Raw genomic sequence first — 21,426 nt, 5'->3', positions numbered from 1 at the left:
GCTGCAGCCCGTCCGGTAAAATATATTGAACTGTTTTATTATTCTTCGGTTTTCTTTTTAGCCGCTTTTTTAGCTGCAGGCTTTGCTTCGCCGTCAGCTTTGGGTGCCGCTTTCTTTTTGGTAGCTTTTTTAGCAGGCTTTTCTTCTTCTGTTTCGTCATCAGCTTTAGGAGCTGCTTTCTTTTTAGTTGCTTTTTTAGCAGGTTTTTCTTCTTCAGCAGGAGTTTCAGTTGCAGCTTCTGCTTTTTCCTCTTCCTCTTCAGCTTCCTGGTTCATATTGTCAAAGTTCAGCAGGTCGTTCTCTTTGAGCATCTGATACCATTTCAGCATTTTCTTCATGTCGCTTACATATACCCTGTCCTGGTCAAAATCAGGGAAGATGCCTGAGAAGTATGCTTTAATGTCATTATTGCCTGCTTTAGCATCGACCGGAGCATTGGTAGCTTCGGCGTCTTTCATTTTCTGGAATACCTCGTGGAGGCGAACGTTATCTCCCGTTGTGTACACTTCTATACTCTCCAGCGGAGTAACGTTGTGCAGACGAGCAGAAATAAATTTCGTTGACTTGTCAGAAATGTTGCGTACGATAGCTCCGTCGCTTTTGGTTGTCAATAATTGGAACAAACCACCAATACCTGTAACTGATACTAATTCTTTATAATTCATACGTCGTTTGAAAGGGGGACAAAAATAGTTGTTTTTCAGACAATACGCGGCTAAATATGCAAAAACTTTACCTGATCAATGTGATAGTGCCTTTATACATAACTTCTTCCGTACCACCGTTGCCACAAATACCTTTGATAAAATAATTATATGTGCCGATATCCTGTTGGGTGGCGTTGTATATACCATCCCATCCTTTTTCCATATTAGTGGTTTCAAATACTCTCTGTCCGAAACGGTTATAAATGGAAAAAGTATGTAATTCAAAATCCCCTTTCACCCTCATACGAATGAGATCATTCAGCCCGTCGTTGTTAGGGGTAAATGCATCCGGTACGAATACTATACAACAATTGTCATATATCATGGTTGCAGATGCCTTTTCTTCGCAGTCGTTGGCATCAGTTACAGTAACGGTGTAAGTGCCATTCGGCATGCCTTGTATATAATAACTTATTTGCTCAGGACGTGTGTTCCAGCTATACTTGTATGTAGGGGTACCACCCGATACAAACGCGTCAATACGTCCTACATTATCAACACCTTCACAATTGTTGGGCGTTACTTTAGTTGTGACCACTATCTTCTCAGGGCTTTCTACACTATATGCGCTATCCTTGATGCAGCCTGCATTGTCTGTTACTGTGAACTGGTATTTACCTGCTTTAAGACCCTCAAATTTACTCAGGAACCCTGGTACTCCGCCACTGATAGCATAGCGTAAAGGCTGCACGCCGCCTGAAACAAACAGGCTCACCCTGCCATCGGCACCGTCAAAACAACTTACGGGTTCAGAGATTATGGAGTTATATGTGATATGAGGATAACCGGTAAGGGTCAGCGTTGTATCGTAGATACAACCATTGTTGTCCTTTATGAAAAATGTGTTCTTACCTTCCTTAAGGCCATTGAATGTATTTGATGCAGCATAGTTACCTCCGTTGGCCATAAATGAATAAGGCTGAACACCTCCGTTACCATACACTTTCACACTACCATCAGCATAACCTTCGCATGTCGGGTTAGTGACGATGGGGTTGGTAATAAATAAAGGTGCAGGTTCTGAGAAAACGACCTGGCTGTCGATGATACAGCCATTATTGTCTTTCATTTTTATCATATGCTGTCCTGCGCTGATGCCATTTTGCAGGGGATTGCTGTTATAAGGATTCGAATCGAAAGTATATGTGTATGGTTGCGTACCTCCTATGCCATTGATATATACGGTGCCGCTGGCATCGTGATAACATTTCAGGTTAGAGATACTTAAAGAGAAACCGATCAGTGGTGGCTGGATCAGTTTTACAGTGGTATCTATGATACAGTTGTTAATATCTTTTACACTTACTACATGTGTGCCGGCAGCCAGTGCCCCGAAATTGGTAATTACAGAGAAAGGGCTGTTGTCAACTGAGTTTGTATAACCCGGAGTACCACCTGTTGCTGAAATAGATATTAATCCATCGCTGTAATCGTAGCAGGAAGGATGTGTAAGTATAAGGCTTGGCACTATGCGTGTAGGTTGTGCTACAGTAAGGGTTGTATCTTTCTGGCAACCGAGATTGTCTTTAATATGGATGGTATATGTATTGGCTTTCAGGCCACCGAAAGCACTGATGGTACCATAGCTACCGGTGCCTATAGCATAACTGTAAGGTACCACACCACCATTCACCCCAACATTGATAATTCCGCTGCTGCTGTCGTAGCAATGAGCGTCTGTAATACTGGCACTTGCATTCAGGATAAAAGAATCAGCAACAACGATAGTGGTATCTAATACGCAGTTGTTCTGGTCTTTAACATGCATGATGTAAGTGCCGGCAGCCAGCGGAGAGAAAACAGTTGATGCAGAGAACGAACCGGACCCTGCTGCATAGGTATATCCCGGAACGCCGCCTGTTGCATTGATAGTAATGCTTCCGTCGTTCAATGGTTTACAGGTAGATTTCCTTACCGCAACGGAAGGTATGATCCTTGGGGGTTGTGTAAGCAATACACTGCTGTCTGCTACGCAATTGTTGTTGTCTTTTATATGAAAAGTATGCAGGCCCGCAGTTAATCCGCCAAATGTATTAACAGAAGAGTACGAGCCGGTGCTTACAGCATATTGGTAAGTTGAAACACCACCTGTAGCAGTAACAATAACCTGCCCGCTGGCAGCACCATAACAGGTGGGGTGGGTTATCTGGAAGTTTGCAAAGTCAAGCTTGGTAGGTTGTGTGATAGTAAGTGTTGTATCACGAAGACAGTTGTTATTGTCTTTTATATGGATAGTATAGGTGCCCGCTGATAAAGGCGAAAAGTTGTTGGCAGAGCTGTATGTGCCTGTGCCAATAGCATAGGTATATGGGGACACACCTCCAGTACCATTTATGGAAATACTACCGGTTGTATCGCCAAAGCACAGCACATCAGTGATGGCTGGTGTGCTTCCTATCCTTACTGGTTGTGTGAGCGTGATACTGGTATCCAGGTAACATTTATTGGTGTCCTCAATGTGAAAATTATGTGTAATTGCTGGTAAATTGTTGAATGTGTTTACAGGGCTTAATGTGCCTGATGGCAAGATTTTATAACGGTAGGGAGCTGTGGCTGCAAAAGCATTCAATGTGATGACACCTGTACTGTCGCCATTGCATAATATGTTTGTGATCACAGCATTGGCATGCACTTTTATCGAGTCAGGCAGCACAACCGTTGTATCCAGCAGGCAGTTGTTACTATCTTTTACCTGTACTGCATAGGTGCCTGAATATAGCCCGCTGAAAGTATTGGTAGCACTGAATGATCCCGAAGCAAATGAGTATAAATAGGGCGATTTGCCGTTTTTGCCGCTAATGGTTATGACGCCGCTGTTGTAATAATTACAAGGAGGTTGACTGACAATAACATCGGCGCTGACAGGTAGCGGGTTTACGATCTGAATGATAGAGTCTTTAATACAATCGTTCTGATCTTTGATGCGGAACGTCTGGTAACCACCACCCAGATTGCTGAAGGTATTATTGCTGCCAAAGCTGGAGGAACTCATAGCATAGGTATAAGTAGGTTTACCGCCCGAAGCTGTTATAACAACTACAGCATTGGTATCATTATGACACTTGAGCGGTGTCACTGCTAACGATATGCCTATTGGAGGAGGGGGAGCGATAACCAGTGCAGTGTCTTTAAAACAAGTATCGGCATTGTAAACACGTACGGTATATGAACCGGGCGTAAGACTGTCTGTCTGAACGCCTGTTACACCATTAAAGTTGTGTAGTACAGTACTTCCCTGCAGCACCTGTAGGCGCCAAGGAGATGGTGATACAGAAGGGGTCATAGTGAACACAGCTTTTTTAGTACATGTTGCCAGAGATGTTATGTTAACGGCTACATCGGGTATAGGCAATACCTTTACTGTGTAAGCAATAGTTTGTTTGGAAGATAACGGGCAGCCATCATCAACATATGTGATAAAGAAATTGTAGTTGCCGGGGTTCACATTGGTAAGGTTCCATAAAAACACCCCGTGTGGAGCAGTGGTATTATTGTTGGTAAGTGTAAAGGTGGCGCCCACCGGCAAGCCGGTATAGCTAACATTGATCACGTCAGTATCCAGGTCAGTAGGGTCAATATAAAAGTTAATAGTACCTGCAGATTTACAAACATCAATAATGACACCGCTGGTATCCACTTTACCACTTGAGTTATTGGTGATCTTACCACCCGGAGGATTGTTATTACAGTTATTCAATACTACATAAGTCATTTCGCGCATGCTGGTACCCACAAGAACACCATTTCTGTATTCTTCTACCTGGGTCACTACCAGTGACTGCTGTGTAAGATTGGGAGTGAAGTTGATCTGACCTGTCTGTGCATTGAAGTTAAATGTACTTGTTGCTGCTGCTACAGGAGATGTAGCGGAATACCCGGTCAGATAGGTTACGGTACCTCCTGATGTTAGTCCGGGTACAAGGCTGTATGACAGGCTGTCGCTATTTACATCAACAGTACCTGGATTGTAACTCGCGGCTTTGTTAATACAGAAAAACGGAGTAGGTATTGTTGTGTAAGTGGCAGTTGAGTTGGGGCCATTCACATTATTGAGTGTTGCTTCCAGGTTCATAATAGTGCTGCCGCTACTCGAAATGTTGGTGATCAGCGAGCTTCGGCCGGCAGACGATCCGCTACCCATATTGCCGGTAAAGCGAAACCGCCAGTTGTTGGATGTGGTATTAAGCGTCACCGTTCTGGAATACACGAATTTTTTTACGCCGGGAAGAGAACCATTGTTACAGGCAGTATTATTGATCTGTGAAGCACATACAGGCGTAACCTCTACCCCTGTAGTGGGATTTTGTATGAGCAGTGTGAGTGTAGTGAATAAACTTGAACCATTGAACACATTAACTTGTGCGCTTGAACTCTGCAGGTTAGGGAATGCGCTTCCCGCACAGTCGCCGTATACGTTAAGCGTGACAGTATAAGTATTGCCGCTGACATGTGTATAGTACAGGTCAGCCCCGTATATATGGGTAGCCCTGGCACAATCCAGAAAACTAAGAATGAAAATGGCAATCAAAAGTACAGGGCGGTACAGGTGTGTGTATGATATATTGTATTGCTTGCTCATTCAGGAAGTTATTATCCCGCTTATACAGGAGATATTCTATCGTTTACATTAAAAATAGTCACAGTCAGGTTACTATAGGTTATATATTCATACTTTCTGCCAAACATGTTTCATTGCTGTGACAATTCTTACACGTTTGGTTAATATGAAGGGTACTATGCTCATCCGAAACAGGCTTTATCAGGCAGTTTTGGGCAAGCTATGTACACACATGCAAATTATTGAAAATATACTTCGCCTCAAAAAATATGTGATGTATCGGCAATATTCAGGGATGAATGTGCCTCAGAACAGTTTTTTGTCCTTTTTAATGTTCTCCAGGTATACTACCAGGTCATTTGAAGGCTTCAGCCATATAAGCATTAAACCATATACAAACAGGACCACGATGCTACGAAGGGTAGTATCAACTACGGGGTTTAATATATAAGGCCAGAAGTATCCTGCTGCTGCCGCTACGATACCTGAAAGGACGATCAACCATGTTTTCCGTGTAAAAGGGTGCAACTTCATCTTGCTATAAAGGAAGATCATTTTTGACAGGTTGAAAACGCTGACGGATGCCGTTGCTACCCATGCTGCCCCGAAAACTCCGTATCTGGGTATGTATATCCTGTCCAGTACATATACCATAACCAACAGAAATACGGCTATCCTGAAATTGAATTTATAATATTTAGAAATGCTGATCAGCTCGTTATTCAGCCCGGTAGCCATATCTATAAGTTTACCCAGCATCAGTATCAGTACCAATGGTTTCACGTTCTCATATCCTTCCGGCAAAACAGCCAATGCGTTATCCAGGTTCAGGCCAATAAGAATATACATGCCAACGGCAACAATAATGATGTTGGCACCTGCACGGGTAAAAAGGTCATTTACTTTTGCCATGTCTTTTTCGATATAGGCCTGGTTGAGTATGGGTAACGATGATGTAGACATGGCTCTGTAAGGCATGTACATGACAGTAGCCAGGAATGTTGCAGCAATATATGGTGCTGTTGACGATAAGCCCCCTTCATCCAGCGGGCCCAGCATCAGCGCATCCAGGAAGTGCAAAATGGTGAGCGATGCACCCACCAGCAGGTGGTACCAGCTGAAATGGAGCATATCCTTAAGTTCTGCCAGGCTGAATACTTTAAAGTTCAGCGAGAAGCCGAACCCTTTTGTTCTGGTTGAAACTGCAAATAATACTATTACCGGGATAATGTATATAAGGACATTAAACAGGACATACAGGGAGAAGGATAGAACATTGAAGAACAGAAGTACCAGTAATACAAGGTTGCACACACGTAATAGTACCTCCCGGGAGAAGGCGGATACAGCAATTTTTACATGTGCTATCAGGTACTGGTCAAGAATGGTCATCAGCGACCAGATATACACCAACACCGGCACCAGCGGGTAATATTTGCTTATTAGTGGTTGATCCTCAGGTTTGTACAAGTTAACGATCGAATCTTTGAAAAGAAAAAAGCAGGCGCTGAATATAAGCGTGCCAACTGTGCTGGTCAACAAGCCGATGGTAAAAAGTGCCTTTCGCCTTTCATCTTCGTACAGGTACCGTTGGGTATATACAGATATCAGGTTGGCAGTACCCATAATAACGAATAGTTGTACTATTGCAGCTGTATAGGTAATGGTGGTAATAAGGCTTAATCCTGTTTTTGACAGCAGGTGTGTGTTGATGTACAGCACTAAGGCTCCCAGCCCTGCACCGGTAAAGGTTACTATTGTAGTTTTTATCGACTGGCGGAAAACAATGCCCATGGAGAACAAAGTTAATCAGAAGGAATAAATGTAGCTGCTTTCGCCATCATAATGTATTTTCACATTTGGTAATGGAATTTGTTAATATTTCTGCAATAATAATTATTACACTATAATATTATGTCTGATAACATAAGGGAAGAATTTGCACCCAAATGGTATAGTATTTTCTTTAACCCGTTCTTTATAATTCGCGGACAGTTGTACAGGGCTATTAAGCGCAATATAAAATATGTAAACAGCGGCGATATACTTGACTTTGGATGTGGCAGCAAACCATACAGAAGCCTTTTTGAGGTTAACTCATACACGGGGTTAGATTATGCTACTGAGGTGAGTTCGAAAAATGAAAGCCTGGCAGCAGATGTCATTTATGATGGGAAAACAATACCATTCGGCAACGATCATTTTGATGGCGCGTTCTCGTCTGAAGTTTTGGAACATGTCTTTAATCCCGATGAGATACTACCTGAGCTGTATAGGGTGTTGAAGCCGGGGGCACATCTTTTGTTGTCATGTCCTTTTTACTGGCCTGAACATGAACAACCCTATGATTATGCACGCTACTCTTCTTTCGGATTGAAACACCTGATGGAGAAAAACGGCTTTGAGGTTGTTCATTATGAAAAAACAGGTTCATATTGGGATTGTTTGGTGCAAGGAGTAGTTTCATATATCAATTACTTTATTCCCAGAAAACCGATGTGGCTGCATGTCATATTCTTCAGTGTTCTCATTACTCCTGTTTTGTTACTGGGTTTACTTATGTCAGCCATACTGCCTAAACGTATTAAACGGTCTGATTTTTACCTGAACAATATCATTGTAGTTAAGAAAAAGTAAACATGCACGTCAACGGAGTGCTGCTTCATTGAGCAGAAAGGTATGATAAGCAGCTGTAAAGGTTGCCTTATCAAAATGTTCTTTTGCATATGAATAACAATCGTCGGATAACCGCTGTAGTTCCCGGTTGTTATCAGTCAACCATTGCAGGTGTGCATACCCTTGCTTTATCACATTTTCCTCATCTTCAGGGTTTAATATCAACAGGGCATTCCGGTTGTTGTATAAGTGCATTTTATTTCCCTCCAGTGCAGTAACTACAGGTATGCAACCATTAGCCATACCCTCTTTTATCAACATCGGGAATCCTTCATATGCCGAGGTCATAAGCAATACGTGACAGCTACGGTAAAGAGCATACATTTCTGACTGTGTGCTGAGCTCGCCGTGTATCACAGAATTCTGTTTAACAAATTCCGACAACTCGTCCATCATAGTACCGGCAAAATGAAACACTACCGGCAATTTATCTTTAATAACTTTTTCTGCGACCATGTTCAGCAGATATATTCGTTTTTGTGGTCCGCCTCTACCGGCGTACAGCACTTTTAATGGTAAAGAGAGGTCTTTTTCAGATTTATCCGGTACATATACGCCGGGCTCTATCAGTATTATTCTGTCAGCATACGTTTCGGGTATGTTATACTGTTTGTATTGTTCAATGATATTATTTCGCGTAGCGGCATCTACCACAGCACGGTGGTCTAGGTAACGATAATTTGCCAGTCCGAAGAACTCCATACCGTTATTTCCATAGGTAAAGTTGTGCAGCAGTTCAGTCTTTTTTACCTTTTTACTAATGAAGAACAGCATATCATAAAAGAAAGTACTGTTTGAGCTGAACACAATAGCTTTTGTATGCCTGTTGAGATAAAATGCATAGTAGTGGACAGTAAACAACCTGAACAACAGGTTGTCGCACCAGGTATGTATGTCTTTGCAATCACTATCAGGTATGCTATAGAACTCCTTTTTAAGTTTATCGTTAGTAGACAGGCGTGTAAAATACACTTGTTTGTATATACCCGGAATAGCGTTGAGGATATCGATATGCACTTTTTGCGCCCCCCCGATTACATATCTGTCGAAGAAGAAAAAATAACCGGAAGGGTTCCTTTTTCTCATCAATGCAAATGGCAAGACCAATACACATGCCGGCAGATAACTTAATATCAGCAGTATGCGGAATACTTTTATTTTAGTGAGATTATGCATTTGCTTATTTATCGTCCTACCCTGTTAAACATTTGCAGGAAATCCTCTTTGTGTTTTTTGGATATTGGTATTTCTGTGCCATCATTCATGATAACAAGACCTGTAGCGTCATATCTTTTAACATGGTTCAGGTTGACAATGAACGACCTGTGTAATTGATAGAACAGCTCCCGGGGTAGAGTTTCATGATACCTGCCGATATTATAAGAACTGAGAATCTCCATATTCAGGGTAACTACTTTAGTATATCTGTTGAATGTTTCACAGTAAATAATGTCATCAATATCAACATAACGTATCCCATTGTCGTCGGGTATGCCTATTTTTTCACTTTTGCTTTCATTGTTTTCAATTGCTTTCCGCTTAGTAAGTATTCTTGTTTTAGCTCTTTCAATAGCTTTCACCAGTTGTTTTTCATTGATGGGTTTTAGCACATACCCACACACGTCAAAGTTAAAGGCATCCAGGGCAAATTCTGTGTGGGCTGTAACAAAAATAATTTCTGAAGATAGGTTGGGGATAAGATCAAGCAGGTCGAAACCCGTTTTTTCAGGCATAGAAATATCCAGAAAGAGGATGTCAGGTTTGTTGGACTTAATGCCACTTATGGCCGATTTCCAGTCAGTGTATGTTCCTGTTATCTCAATTTCAGGAAACAATTCTTCGAGGGTTACAGACAACAACTCAACCATTTTGGGCTCATCGTCAGTTATAATGCAACTGATATTATACATTGTTCAGGTTTTCAATTTTTATGATCACAGTCGTACCGGTATCAGGTTCGGTTTTGTCCACATATTCTATCCCTATCCTGATCTTTTCATACTTGTTGAAAGTATCAATAAGATCTTTTATCAAAATGGTCCCATAAGAGTCTGCTTTTTTGATTCGCTCACTTCTTATTTCTTTCGAACGTGTCCTGCCGATCCCGTTATCATCTACTACACAAATAAGGATTTTTTTATCAATTGTAAAAGATATGTTTAACAGGCCTTTTTGGTCTTTATGAAAAATGCCGTGGTTCAGAGCATTTTCTACAATGGGCTGTAGTAATAACGAAGGTAGTTTAACAATATCGGGTTTGATAGTTTTATCTACAGTTATGGTGTAATCAAATTTTTCTTCAAACCTTGTCTGTTGAAGCTGCAAGTAATTCTCCAGGTTTTCAATTTCTTCAGTAATAGTTATATATGTGTTTCTGGACGATTTTATATAGGAACGTAACAGGTCTGAGAACTGGTTGATGTGTTCATAAGCCTCTTTATTTTTGTTCTTCTTTACAAAATATTGGGCCGTACTCAGCGAATTGAATATGAAGTGAGGGTTGATCTGTGAATAAATGGACTTTAGTTCCAGCTCCCTGCGTTGATTCCTTCTCTCATTATTTTTGTTGACAATTTTTCGTGTAATAAGTACAGCTATGTAGATAAGGCATATGATGAAGAGTACAACACCGCTAAAAATAATTTTTTTGGCCACATGTGTTTGCCACCAATGAGGTTTTATATAGATAAAGAATTTCATAGGTTCACTTTTCCATGAGTCATCAGAAGCTTTAAGGTAAATAGTGTTGTAGTTGCCGGGTTCAGGGTTAGGGAGTATTACCTGGTATCCTGTATTGGTCAGGGAGGAACCATTTATTGAATATTCTATTTTCAGTTCTCCGGTTCCGGCAGGTCTGATTATATCTACAAATATACTGTTGACAGATTGGTCTATTGAAATAGTATCATTACCGTAGATACTAATAAGTGTGGTATCATAGTTCAGAGTGACCTTATATTCTGATTCAAATTTTGATATTTCCTTATCATTATTCGTATTTATCAGATAGGCACCCTTATTTGTTTTAAGCAATACGTTGTTCTTTGAAAATTGGGCATCATCCACAAAGTCATAGAAAATATGCTTAGTATTAAGGTATGAGTTAACGTCTGATACATTACATGGCCCGGTGACGTGAGATCTGATAACACCAAAACTCCCTGCTAGAGATAATACGTTGTCATCCAGGTCAATTAGTGCACCCTCTAATTGGTAAGCATTAAAAAGCAAACGAATCTGTTTTGTGAAAATATTAGCTACTATCAGTTTGTTATAGTCCTTTATGAATATGTTCCCGAAATCATCAGATAAGATTTTTTCAATACCGTTTACACCCAAAGTATGTAACTGGTCATTATTTATTAAGATGTTTCTATTGACGCCCCTGTTAATTATCATTACCCTGTCTGATGTATACAGGATCGCTATCTTATTGTGAGCATTGTAGCTGATATGGGTGTACTTGTCAAAGTAAATGCTATCGATACGGATCGTATTTGAGCTTTGCTCGTAAGTAACCTGGTTCAACCCGTTGTACGATAAGCCTACCATATATATAGCATTAGAATCTATCCTGGCGCAGTCTGCAGAGTAATCTAGCACACCTTTGGTAATTTGGAAAGAATCATTGGAAAGGTGAGTTATCTTATTTCTGAATGCTATATACTCAAACCCATCTATAAGGCTTACTACATTACCATTTTTAAACAACCACCCAGATTTGCGATTATTTAAAAGAATATATTTACTATCATTAAAAGGTATTATTTTATTAACATCAGGGATATCTTCCAGTATAAACGTTTTAGTCGTTTTACCACTGCACAATAGTTGGAGAGTATGTGTTTGCTTATTCCACCAAAAGCCTGTTGAATCATTGGCTTTACCTACATATTTGTAATCATCCAGGTCTATCGATTTTTTCAAATACTCCCTGTTTGACATGTAACTTATATATAAACCCTTATTGGCAGTACTTAACATGCTTCCCCAAAACGGATTTCTGGAAAAGTATGTATTATTGATATTGTAATGTCTTTCTGTCCCGTATAAAGAGTCCAGATCTATTCTTTGCGTGATGAGTAGTTGTGAGTCAAGTAAATATACAGCAGAGGCTGAGAGTATAACAGCTAATGTATCAGATACATACATATGGACGGCAGCTTCTAAATTGCCTTTTCGCCCTTTTAACAAAATAGTGTCAATATTATTTTGTACATAATCGTAAATGCATACTGTATTCAGGTTGCGGTCCAGGTAGTAAATAAACCTGTTTGCAAAAGAGCCACAAAATGAACTTGATTGCAGTTGTTTCTGGATGTTAATCGTGCATATTTTTTGAGTGTTGGGTTGATAACTATGCCTGTTGGGAGTATTTATATAATCCGCAGAGCTGACCTGGAATATTTTATCATCTAATATTTCAATAAAACCACTGCCCAGGTTGTTTATATTTGATCGGTATATTTCACTAATATGATCAGCGATCAGTTTCCTGTGTAAGGTATCGTCTACTATAATAGAAAGCGAGGAATAATTTGTCTGAGTAGATGCTTTGTTCATGAATACCAGCGAATCGCCGTACTCAAATATTTGCGACGGGTATATTACCGGCATATTTTCGGGCGCCTCTATGTTTACATTTCTGTAGAAGTTGTTATGGATGTAGCCAAAATGGTTGGAAATGGAGCATAGCCATATGCGGCCTTTTCTGTCCTGGTAAAGGTCCCATATATCAAGGTTTGACAGGCCATCAGTATAGTCAAATTTTCTTAATACATAACCGTTGTATTTATATACACCTTCTTCTGTAGCTATCCATAAATATCCATTCTTGTCAACTAACGTGGTATATACGTGGTTGGTTGACAAACCATTGTTTTTATTAATATTATAGACTGCTGCATCCTGGCCCGATGCATATAGAACAATTGAAAATGATAACAGGAAAAGATTAATGAATTTCAACAATGTAGTCTACGGCTTAGCTATAAAAATAGGCAACTATATCTGCATAATCCATATATCCATAGATAGTTTCATATGAAGATTTTATCAAATTACATTCCGCAATGGCATACATGCAGGTTTTATATCCTATTTCCTTGGCTTACAGCCTTGTTATTTCGGCCTATACACTTAACTTTGTTCGCGTTGTAACAAAACGTACGAGCCTGATATATAATTATGGACATCTTATTACTGGCAACTGATCAGAACACGCCTATCAATTATCTACCGGTTGTGGTGCAACTGGTGGTGGCATTAGGCTTCGTAGTAGTTACATTACTGGCCACTCACCTCCTCGGGCCAAAAAGAAAAACCGCTGATAAGCTCATAAGCTTTGAGAGTGGTATACCATCGGTGGGTAATGCCCGCCAGCCCATGGCTATCAAATATTTCCTGGTAGCGATTTTATTCGTTCTGTTCGATGTGGAAGTGATATTCTTCTATCCCTATGCGGTCAATTTCCGCGATCTGGGAACAGACGGTTTCTGGGCAGTGGTAATGTTTGTATCTTTCTTCCTTTGCGGCTTTATATATATCGTGAAAAAAGGTGCTTTGGATTGGGAAGATTAGAGACTATAAATTAATTAAATACAATCCCTCCGTTTTTGGAGGTCAGGAGAATTAATATGGGTCGTCCGGTACAATATAATACTAATGTGAAGTTGGCGGAAATGCCTGAAGGCTATTCCGGAGAGGGCTTTATGGCCACGTCGTTTGACAAAATAATAGGCCTGGCGCGTAAGAACTCGCTGTGGCCATTGCCATTCGCTACCTCTTGTTGTGGTATCGAGTTCATGGCTACTATGGGTTCTAACTACGACCTAGCGCGTTTTGGCTCTGAGCGCATGGGCTTTACGCCCCGCCAGTGCGATGTGCTGCTGGTGGCGGGTACTATTGCCAAAAAAATGGCGCCGGTACTTCGCCAGGTGTACCTGCAGATGGCAGAACCCCGCTGGGTGATAGCTATTGGAGCATGTGCCTCTAGTGGTGGAATATTTGATACTTACTCTGTATTGCAGGGTATAGACCAGGTGATACCCGTAGATGTATATGTTTCAGGATGCCCTCCACGCCCGGAGGCGATACTGGAAGGCGTGATGCATGTACAGGAGCTGGTACATAATGAAAGTTTGCGCCGCAGAAACAGCGATCAGTATAAAGCATTGCTGGAAAGCTATGGCATACAATAAGATATTTGACTGAACAATGGCATTGACCAACGAGATAGTAAAAAACAGGCTGACGGAAAAGTTCGGCGACTCGCTCACAGAGTGGGAAGAGCAGTATGGTTTGCTTACCTGCACTATGCCTGCTGCCGACAACCTGAAAGTATTGCAGTTTCTTTATGATGATGAAGAGCTGCGTTTTCGTTTTATGACCGACCTGACAGGGGTGCATTATCCCGAAAGGAAAGGCGAAGAGCTATGCGTAGTGTACCATATGCACAACATGGTAGATGGTATGCGCCTGCGCCTGAAGGTATACGTACCGGTTGAAAAACCGGATGTATTTACATCAACCAAACTGTTTTCGGCAGCCAACTGGATGGAGCGTGAGACCTACGACTTTTTCGGGATCAACTTTGTTGGTCACCCCGATATGAGGCGTATTTTGAATGTAGACGAAATGGATTACTTCCCCATGAGGAAGGAATATACTCTGGAAGACCCCACACGTACAGACAAGGATGATGAGATGTTTGGCCGTGGTGGTACGATAGTGTAATTATTAAAAATAAACTGACTTGAGGCGATAATGTCTGAGCATAATCAAAATATACAACTAGCAGAAGAGTCGCTGGAGAAACAGACGACTACACTGAACCTGGGTCCTACACACCCGGCCACGCATGGTATATTCGAGAATATACTCGAAATAGACGGCGAGCGGGTGTACAGTGCCAAGCAGACAGTTGGTTATATACACAGGGCATTTGAAAAGATTGCCGAACGCAGGCCATACTACCAGGTCACTCCGCTAACAGACAGGCTCAACTATTGTTCCGCGCCCATCAACAATATGGGCTGGCACATGACCATAGAAAAACTGCTGGGGCTGAAGCTTCCTAAACGCGTAGACTATATGCGTGTGCTGGTGATGGAGTTGGCACGTATTGCCGACCACCTGATATGTAACTCAGTAGTTGCGGTAGATACCGGGGCGCTTACAGGTTTCACTTATGTGTTTCAGTGGCGCGAACTGATATATGAGATATATGAGGAGATAAGCGGATCTCGTCTTACGACCAATATGGGCCGTGTAGGAGGTTTTGAGCGCAACTTCTCTGATGTTGCCTGGCAGAAGATAGACAAATTTGTGCAGGGCTTTCCTGCCGTGATGAAGGAGTTCGAATCTCTGCTGGACCGTAACAGGATATTTATGGACCGCTGTATTGGTGCAGGTCCGATAAATGCGGAAAGGGCGCTGAACTATGGTTTCACCGGTCCTAACCTCAGGGCTACGGGTGTAGACTATGATGTGCGTGTGGCTCACCCGTATTCATCTTACGAAGATTTTGATTTTAAAGTACCGACCGGTACTACCGGCGATGTGTACGACCGTTACCTGGTGCGTAATGCAGAGATATGGGAAAGCCTGAGCATTGTAAAACAGGCAATAGAGAAAATAAAGAAAATAGAGCAGGAAGACCCTTCGCAGAAGGATGTTTTTTATGCTAAAGATGCAGATAAATATCACCTGCCGCCCAAACAGGATGTATATACTAAAATGGAAGCCCTGATATACCACTTTAAAATGGTGATGGGCGAGATAGAGGTATTGCCGGGCGAGGTATATCACAGTGTAGAAGGTGCGAACGGCGAGTTAGGGTTTTACCTGATAAGTGATGGTGGACGTTGCGCGTATCGCTTACACTTCCGCAGGCCATGTTTCATTTATTACCAGGCATTCCCTGAGATGATACACGGTGGTTTGCTGAGTGATGCGATCATTGCATTGAGTAGTTTGAATGTGATAGCGGGAGAGTTGGATGCTTAACCCCCTGACCCCCTGTTGGGGGAAAGGTGTATATAATTTAAAAAAAGAAAAGCCCCTTTAGGGGTTGGGGTATGATAAAGTTTAGTGAAGAAAAACTGAATAAAGTAAAAGAGATCATGGCGCGCTACCCGGAAGGGAAGCAAAAGAGTGCCCTGATACCTGTTTTGCACATAGCACAGGAGGAGTTCGGCGGATGGCTGGAAATACCTGTTATGGACTATGTGGCAGAGTTACTGAGCATTACGCCTATCGAGGTATATGAGGTAGCGACATTCTATACGATGTTCAACCTGAAACCCGTTGGTAAATATGTGCTGGAAGTATGCCGTACAGGGCCTTGTATGCTCAACGGCAGCGATGAGATAATCGAGTATATCAAGCAAAAGCTGAATATAAAAGAAGGAGAAACAACGGCAGATGGTCTGTTTACCCTGAAACCTGCAGAATGTCTGGGAGCATGTGGATATGCGCCTATGATGCAGCTGGGCAAAACATACCGCGAGTTTTTGACCAACGAGAAGATAGACCAGTTGATAGACGAGTTGAGAGCATCAGCAAAAAACTAAGCTATGGCTTACGACCTGACATTGGAGTTTCATTTGCCCGTACCACCCGCAAAGGTGATGCGACTGTTGACAGATGCTGAACTGATAAAAGCATGGAGCGGTAACGGGGCTAAGATGGAAAACAAGGTCGGCGGAAAGATGGAGTACTTTGACAATTGGGTGAGTGGTAATGTGCTGAAGACAGGAGACGATGAATTGGCCTATACATGGTCGGTTACAGAGTGGGATATGGATGTGCCACCATCTGAAGTGCATTATAAGTTGTTTGACGAGCATGGAGGAACGAGGGTGGAAGTGAAACACATCAACCTGCCCGATGAAGAGGAGATGAAAAAACATGAAGGAGGCTGGACAGAGCATTTCTTCGGACCTATGGAAAACTATATACTGGAAAACGATTTTTGACATGAGGCTATTGACTGTTATATCGGTACTGGTAATACTTACCTCCTGCGGCGATGCCGTGAAGGTGGATTATCGTACAGGTGAGCATAAGCCTGAGGATGTGAGGAAGATGGCCTATGAGTTCAATGCAGCTATGATAGCAAAAGATACTGCTAAGCTCAGCACCTTGTTACATGACAAACTCAGCTATGGGCACAGCAACGGCTGGATAGAAACAAAAGAAGAGCAGAAGGCGAATTTGTATAATGGCACCATTACTTATCACAGTGTGGAGCAGCCTGAACTGAAAGTGATCATGAACGGAGATATCGCCACGGTAAGAGGCAATGGTATTTTCGATGTGGATTATAAAGAACACGAACACCTGTTATTTGACCTGAACGTGATGCAGACATGGGTGTACGAGGACGGACGCTGGCAAATGCTGAACAGGCAGAGTGCAGTGAACAAAAAAGAATAAAGTAGATAAAATCAAAAGAGGAGATCAGAAAGAAAACACTTTTTGGTTTTGACTTTTAACTTTTGAATTATAAATGAAACTATTATTAGAACACGCGCATGTTGAAGGTATTCGTTACTACGATACCTATCGCAAACATGGCGGCTACCGCTCAGTAGAAAAGGCGCTGAAAATGACGCCAGACGAGATAGTGGAAGAAGTGAAGAAAAGCGGTCTGCGTGGCCGTGGTGGTGCCGGTTTCCCTACCGGTCTGAAGTGGAGCTTCCTGGCCAAGCCCGAAGGTGTGCCTCGTCACCTGGTATGTAATGCCGATGAGTCAGAGCCGGGTACTTTCAAAGACCGTTACCTGATGGAGTTCCTCCCTCACCTGCTGGTAGAGGGTTTGATAGTGAGCAGCTTTGCACTGGGCAGCCATGCTACCTATATATATATACGTGGCGAGTATGCATGGATCGTGGATATACTGGAGCAGGCCATTACTGAAGCTAAAAACAATGGCTGGCTGGGTAAGAACATCCAGAACAGCGGTTTCGATTGTGAGATATACGTACAGCGTGGAGCCGGTGCATATATATGTGGTGAAGAGACTGCGCTGATAGAAAGCCTGGAAGGTAAGCGTGGTAACCCACGTATCAAGCCTCCGTTCCCTGCCGTAAAAGGTGTTTGGGGCAGGCCGACCGTGGTAAACAATGTGGAGACACTGGCAGCCGTAGTGCCTATCATCAATATGGGTGGCGATGAATATGCCAAGATTGGCGTAGGCCGCTCTACAGGTACTAAACTGTTATCAGTTTGTGGTAACGTGAACAAGCCTGGTGTATATGAAATAGACATGACCCAATCGGTTGAAGAATTTATCTTCTCTGATGAGTATTGTGGAGGTATACCTAAAGGCAAACGCCTGAAGGCTTGTATCCCCGGAGGTTCGTCAGTACCTATCGTGCCAACCAACCTGCTGCTGAAAACTGCAAAAGGTGAAACACGTTACATGAACTACGAGAGCCTTTCTGACGGTGGTTTTGCAACCGGTACCATGATGGGTTCGGGTGGTTTCATCGTGTTTGATGAAGACCAGTGTATCGTTCGTCATACCATGACGCTGGCACGTTTTTACAACCACGAAAGCTGCGGACAGTGCAGCCCCTGCCGTGAAGGTACAGGCTGGATGTACAAAATTTTGAAGAACATCGAGTACGGTAAAGGAAAGATGAGTGATATAGACCTGCTTTGGGATATACAGGGTAAGATAGAAGGTAATACTATCTGTCCGCTGGGTGATGCTGCGGCATGGCCGGTAGCTGCGGCTATCCGCCACTTCCGCGATGAGTTTGAGTGGCACGTACTGAATCCCGAAGAGTCGCAGAAAAGAAACTATGGTTTAGCGCATTATGCAGACCCACTACCCGTAGTGGCGGAGTAAGGCAAAACTCAAAAGTGAAAACCTAAAACTTGGCAAATGATATAAAATACCGTTGTTATGATTTTTCAGTAAGTGTGATACGGTATCTGAAGAAGAGGGAATGGGATAGTTTTAGTTTAATAGCAGTAAAGCAGGTAATGCGTTCTGCTATGTCGATAGGAGCAAATATTGTTGAAGCGACAAACAGCTCAACAAGAACAGAATTTAAAAGATATTATGAAATAGCATTAAAGTCAGGAAATGAAACTAAATATTGGCTTTGTATATTAAGAGATGGATTTGAGGTGAAAGATGATGAAATTGCAAACTTGTTGAAAGAATGTGATGAGATAACAAAGATTTTGGCATCATCAATTCTGAAATTAAAGAAGCCGGATAAATAGTTTTTGGTTTTGACTTTTAACTTTTGACTTAATTTGAATTATGGCTGAAGGAACGCCAAAAATGAAAGTAACAATCGATAACATCACCATTGAGGTAGATCCAGGCACAACTATCCTGGAGGCTGCACGCCAGATAGGTGGTGATGTTACTCCGCCTGCTATGTGCTACTACAGCAAGCTGGAAGGTAGTGGTGGTAAGTGCCGTACCTGCCTGGTAGAGGTGAGCAAAGGTTCTGAAAAAGACCCGCGCCCTATGCCGAAGCTGGTGGCCAGTTGCCGTACAGGTGTGATGGATGGCATGGAGGTAAAGAACATTACTTCTCCTCGTGTGGTAGAAGCGCGTAAGGGTGTGGTTGAAATGTTACTCATCAATCACCCGCTGGATTGCCCCGTGTGCGATCAGGCAGGTGAGTGTCACCTGCAGGATCTGAGCTACGAGCATGGTGCAGAAGGTACACGCTATGAGTTCGACCGCCGTACGTTTGAGAAAGAAGATATAGGAGATTATATATCGCTGCACATGACACGTTGCATTCTGTGCTACCGTTGTGTATATACAGCAGACCAGCTGACAGAGAAGCGCGAACATGGTGTACTGGAGCGTGGCGATCATGCCGCTATCAGCACAATGCTGGGTAAGAACCTGGACAATGAGTTTATTGGTAACGTAATAGACGTGTGCCCCGTGGGTGCTTTGACCGATAAGACCTTCCGTTTCAAGAACAGGGTATGGTTTACCAAGCCTGTAGATGCACATCGCGATTGCGATAATCCTAAGTGTTGTGGTAAAGCCCGCCTGTGGATGCGCGGTGATGAAGTGTTCCGTGTAACGGCCCGCAAAGACAAATGGGGCGAGGTAGAAGGATGGATATGTAACGATTGCCGTTTCCATAAGAAAGAGGCGAAAGACTGGGTGATAGAAGGACCTACGAAGGTTGACCGCCACAGTGTTATTTCACAGGGACAATATGTAGGTACTGAAAAGCCACATGTATTGATAGATAAGGTAATAGGAAAGAATCCTAAGTTGTTGCTGGATATACATGATGTGAGTGATGTGAACAGGCCCGAAGTTGATCTGTCGAAGATAGAAGGCCCTGCACACTCCGATGATTTTGAAAAGAAAGACAATAAATAATTTAAACAACTAACTACTTTTGCGCCACTATGCTGCTGTTAGATATTGACATAGCGTTTATTATAGAAAAACTCATATTGGCAACGGTTATCCTGTTGGGATCGCTGGGTGTTGCCATGTATGCCACATGGGGTGAGCGTAAGGTAGCCGCCGTTATGCAAGACCGCGTAGGTCCTAACCGTGCAGGTCCGTTTGGTTTGTTGCAGCCGCTGGCCGATGGTGGTAAGCTGTTCTTCAAAGAAGAGATCATACCGGAAGGCTCTACCAAGTTCTTATTTATTCTTGGTCCGGGCCTGGCGATGCTTACCGCCTGTATGACCAGTGCTGTTATACCCTGGGGGCCTGATTTTGTAACGGAAAGCGGAAAAGTAATTTCATTGCAGGTAGCAGATATCAATATCGGTATCCTGTTCATATTCGGAGTAGTGAGCCTGGGTGTATATGGTGTGATGCTGGGCGGATGGGCTTCTAACAACAAGTTCTCGCTGTTGAGTAGTATCCGTGCTGCGGCGCAGGCCGTTTCTTACGAGCTGGCTTTCGGTATCGCACTGGTTGCGCTGCTGATGATGACCGGTTCATTAAGCATGAGGGATATCGTGGCACAGCAACATGGTTTCTGGGCAGACGGTTATTTTACATGGAACTTCTTCAAGCAGCCTTTGGGCTTTTTGATATTCCTGGTTTGTGCTTTCGCTGAATTAAACCGCGCACCGTTTGACATGGCTGAGTGTGAGAGTGAGCTGAACATGGGTTACCACCAGGAGTATTCATCTATGAAGCTGGGCTTTTACCTGTTCGCTGAGTACATCAACCTGTTCATCAGCTCTGCGGTAATAGCTACCTTGTATTTCGGTGGCTACAACTTCCCGTTCATGGATGCGGTTTCTGATGCGGTGGGTCCGCTGTTGTTCACGCTCATCAGCGTACTGGTTCTTTTGACAAAAGTTATTTGTATCATATTGTTTTTCATGTTCGTCCGTTGGACCTTACCGCGTTTCAGGTATGACCAGCTGATGAAACTGGGTTGGAAGTCCCTGATACCATTGGCATTGGTAAATATGCTGATAACAGGGATCGTGATTTTGTATGCGCTTAATTAAGTATTG

18 protein-coding genes are annotated in these 21,426 nt (G+C 42.6%); 12 read left to right on the top strand and 6 right to left on the bottom strand.

Annotated features, from left to right (window positions below):
- Positions 1-38: 38 nt before the first annotated feature.
- The 3 genes from H6550_01385 to H6550_01375 all read right to left on the bottom strand — a co-directional run bounded on the left by H6550_01385 (position 39) and on the right by H6550_01375 (position 7,059).
- Positions 39-665 (bottom strand): DUF5606 domain-containing protein, encoded by a 627-nt coding sequence (locus H6550_01385; protein MCB9044767.1) that lies wholly within the window; start codon positions 663-665, stop codon positions 39-41.
- 67 nt (positions 666-732) lie between these two features.
- Positions 733-5,286: a gliding motility-associated C-terminal domain-containing protein gene (locus tag H6550_01380; GenBank protein ID MCB9044766.1), complete on the bottom strand. Its 4,554-nt coding sequence runs from the start codon at positions 5,284-5,286 to the stop codon at positions 733-735.
- Between the two features lie 285 nt (positions 5,287-5,571).
- The gene (locus H6550_01375; GenBank protein ID MCB9044765.1) at positions 5,572-7,059 is read right to left on the bottom strand and encodes a lipopolysaccharide biosynthesis protein; all 1,488 of its coding nucleotides are present in this window, start codon (positions 7,057-7,059) and stop codon (positions 5,572-5,574) included.
- A gap of 120 nt (positions 7,060-7,179) precedes the next feature.
- On the opposite strand from H6550_01375, the gene H6550_01370 reads away from it, so the two are divergent.
- Positions 7,180-7,902 (top strand): class I SAM-dependent methyltransferase, encoded by a 723-nt coding sequence (locus H6550_01370; protein MCB9044764.1) that lies wholly within the window; start codon positions 7,180-7,182, stop codon positions 7,900-7,902.
- Positions 7,903-7,911: 9 nt separating this feature from the next.
- On the opposite strand, the gene H6550_01365 is transcribed toward H6550_01370, so the two are convergent.
- The 3 genes from H6550_01365 to H6550_01355 are packed head-to-tail and all read right to left on the bottom strand — an operon-like array spanning position 7,912 to position 12,909.
- Positions 7,912-9,117 carry a glycosyltransferase family 4 protein gene (locus tag H6550_01365; GenBank protein ID MCB9044763.1) on the bottom strand — a complete coding sequence of 402 codons (1,206 nt, stop codon included), beginning with the start codon at positions 9,115-9,117 and terminating at the stop codon, positions 7,912-7,914.
- An 8-nt stretch (positions 9,118-9,125) separates the two neighbouring features.
- Positions 9,126-9,851 (bottom strand): response regulator transcription factor, encoded by a 726-nt coding sequence (locus H6550_01360; GenBank protein ID MCB9044762.1) that lies wholly within the window; start codon positions 9,849-9,851, stop codon positions 9,126-9,128.
- The gene (locus H6550_01355; GenBank protein ID MCB9044761.1) at positions 9,844-12,909 is read right to left on the bottom strand and encodes a histidine kinase; all 3,066 of its coding nucleotides are present in this window, start codon (positions 12,907-12,909) and stop codon (positions 9,844-9,846) included. The genes H6550_01360 and H6550_01355 overlap by 8 nt, the downstream gene beginning before the upstream one ends.
- Positions 12,910-13,128: 219 nt before the next feature.
- Here H6550_01355 and ndhC point away from each other — a divergent pair, with 219 nt between their 5' ends.
- From ndhC to nuoH, 11 genes are all read left to right on the top strand, one after another.
- Complete coding sequence (gene ndhC, locus H6550_01350) at positions 13,129-13,521, top strand: NADH-quinone oxidoreductase subunit A (protein MCB9044760.1); 393 nt, start codon at positions 13,129-13,131, stop codon at positions 13,519-13,521.
- Positions 13,522-13,577: 56 nt separating this feature from the next.
- The gene (locus tag H6550_01345) at positions 13,578-14,141 is read left to right on the top strand and encodes an NADH-quinone oxidoreductase subunit B (protein MCB9044759.1); all 564 of its coding nucleotides are present in this window, start codon (positions 13,578-13,580) and stop codon (positions 14,139-14,141) included.
- A gap of 16 nt (positions 14,142-14,157) precedes the next feature.
- Positions 14,158-14,676, top strand: coding sequence for an NADH-quinone oxidoreductase subunit C (locus H6550_01340; protein ID MCB9044758.1), 519 nt, complete (start codon positions 14,158-14,160; stop codon positions 14,674-14,676).
- A gap of 30 nt (positions 14,677-14,706) precedes the next feature.
- Positions 14,707-15,948, top strand: a complete 1,242-nt coding sequence (locus tag H6550_01335) for an NADH-quinone oxidoreductase subunit D (GenBank protein MCB9044757.1) — start codon at positions 14,707-14,709, stop codon at positions 15,946-15,948.
- 71 nt (positions 15,949-16,019) lie between these two features.
- Positions 16,020-16,514, top strand: a complete 495-nt coding sequence (locus H6550_01330; GenBank protein MCB9044756.1) for an NAD(P)H-dependent oxidoreductase subunit E — start codon at positions 16,020-16,022, stop codon at positions 16,512-16,514.
- 3 nt (positions 16,515-16,517) lie between these two features.
- Positions 16,518-16,919: an SRPBCC domain-containing protein gene (locus H6550_01325; GenBank protein MCB9044755.1), complete on the top strand. Its 402-nt coding sequence runs from the start codon at positions 16,518-16,520 to the stop codon at positions 16,917-16,919.
- Position 16,920: 1 nt separating this feature from the next.
- Positions 16,921-17,379 (top strand): nuclear transport factor 2 family protein, encoded by a 459-nt coding sequence (locus H6550_01320; protein MCB9044754.1) that lies wholly within the window; start codon positions 16,921-16,923, stop codon positions 17,377-17,379.
- A 73-nt stretch (positions 17,380-17,452) separates the two neighbouring features.
- Positions 17,453-18,799: an NADH-quinone oxidoreductase subunit NuoF gene (nuoF, locus tag H6550_01315; protein MCB9044753.1), complete on the top strand. Its 1,347-nt coding sequence runs from the start codon at positions 17,453-17,455 to the stop codon at positions 18,797-18,799.
- Between the two features lie 29 nt (positions 18,800-18,828).
- Positions 18,829-19,182, top strand: coding sequence for a four helix bundle protein (locus H6550_01310; GenBank protein ID MCB9044752.1), 354 nt, complete (start codon positions 18,829-18,831; stop codon positions 19,180-19,182).
- Positions 19,183-19,243: 61 nt separating this feature from the next.
- A complete protein-coding gene (locus H6550_01305) occupies positions 19,244-20,320 on the top strand; it encodes a (2Fe-2S)-binding protein (GenBank protein MCB9044751.1) in 1,077 nt (358 codons plus the stop codon).
- Between the two features lie 29 nt (positions 20,321-20,349).
- Positions 20,350-21,420, top strand: coding sequence for an NADH-quinone oxidoreductase subunit NuoH (gene nuoH / locus H6550_01300; protein MCB9044750.1), 1,071 nt, complete (start codon positions 20,350-20,352; stop codon positions 21,418-21,420).
- Positions 21,421-21,426 lie beyond the last annotated feature (6 nt).

Source organism: Chitinophagales bacterium, assembly GCA_020636495.1.
Classification (GTDB): domain Bacteria; phylum Bacteroidota; class Bacteroidia; order Chitinophagales; family Chitinophagaceae; genus UBA5543.
Note: the sequence above shows the minus strand (reverse complement) of the source record. Positions and strands in the feature narration are given on the sequence as shown.

Excerpts from the sequence above, each read along its gene's own strand:
- H6550_01385 (MCB9044767.1), bottom strand. The coding sequence starts at position 665 with ATGAATTATAAAGAATTAGTATCAGTTACAGGTATTGGTGGTTTGTTC.
- H6550_01380 (MCB9044766.1), bottom strand. The coding sequence starts at position 5,286 with ATGAGCAAGCAATACAATATATCATACACACACCTGTACCGCCCTGTA.
- H6550_01375 (MCB9044765.1), bottom strand. The coding sequence starts at position 7,059 with ATGGGCATTGTTTTCCGCCAGTCGATAAAAACTACAATAGTAACCTTT.
- H6550_01370 (MCB9044764.1), top strand. The coding sequence starts at position 7,180 with ATGTCTGATAACATAAGGGAAGAATTTGCACCCAAATGGTATAGTATT.
- H6550_01365 (MCB9044763.1), bottom strand. The coding sequence starts at position 9,117 with ATGCATAATCTCACTAAAATAAAAGTATTCCGCATACTGCTGATATTA.
- H6550_01360 (MCB9044762.1), bottom strand. The coding sequence starts at position 9,851 with ATGTATAATATCAGTTGCATTATAACTGACGATGAGCCCAAAATGGTT.
- ndhC (MCB9044760.1), top strand. The coding sequence starts at position 13,129 with ATGGACATCTTATTACTGGCAACTGATCAGAACACGCCTATCAATTAT.
- H6550_01345 (MCB9044759.1), top strand. The coding sequence starts at position 13,578 with ATGGGTCGTCCGGTACAATATAATACTAATGTGAAGTTGGCGGAAATG.
- H6550_01340 (MCB9044758.1), top strand. The coding sequence starts at position 14,158 with ATGGCATTGACCAACGAGATAGTAAAAAACAGGCTGACGGAAAAGTTC.
- H6550_01335 (MCB9044757.1), top strand. The coding sequence starts at position 14,707 with ATGTCTGAGCATAATCAAAATATACAACTAGCAGAAGAGTCGCTGGAG.
- H6550_01330 (MCB9044756.1), top strand. The coding sequence starts at position 16,020 with ATGATAAAGTTTAGTGAAGAAAAACTGAATAAAGTAAAAGAGATCATG.
- H6550_01325 (MCB9044755.1), top strand. The coding sequence starts at position 16,518 with ATGGCTTACGACCTGACATTGGAGTTTCATTTGCCCGTACCACCCGCA.
- H6550_01320 (MCB9044754.1), top strand. The coding sequence starts at position 16,921 with ATGAGGCTATTGACTGTTATATCGGTACTGGTAATACTTACCTCCTGC.
- nuoF (MCB9044753.1), top strand. The coding sequence starts at position 17,453 with ATGAAACTATTATTAGAACACGCGCATGTTGAAGGTATTCGTTACTAC.
- H6550_01305 (MCB9044751.1), top strand. The coding sequence starts at position 19,244 with ATGAAAGTAACAATCGATAACATCACCATTGAGGTAGATCCAGGCACA.
- nuoH (MCB9044750.1), top strand. The coding sequence starts at position 20,350 with ATGCTGCTGTTAGATATTGACATAGCGTTTATTATAGAAAAACTCATA.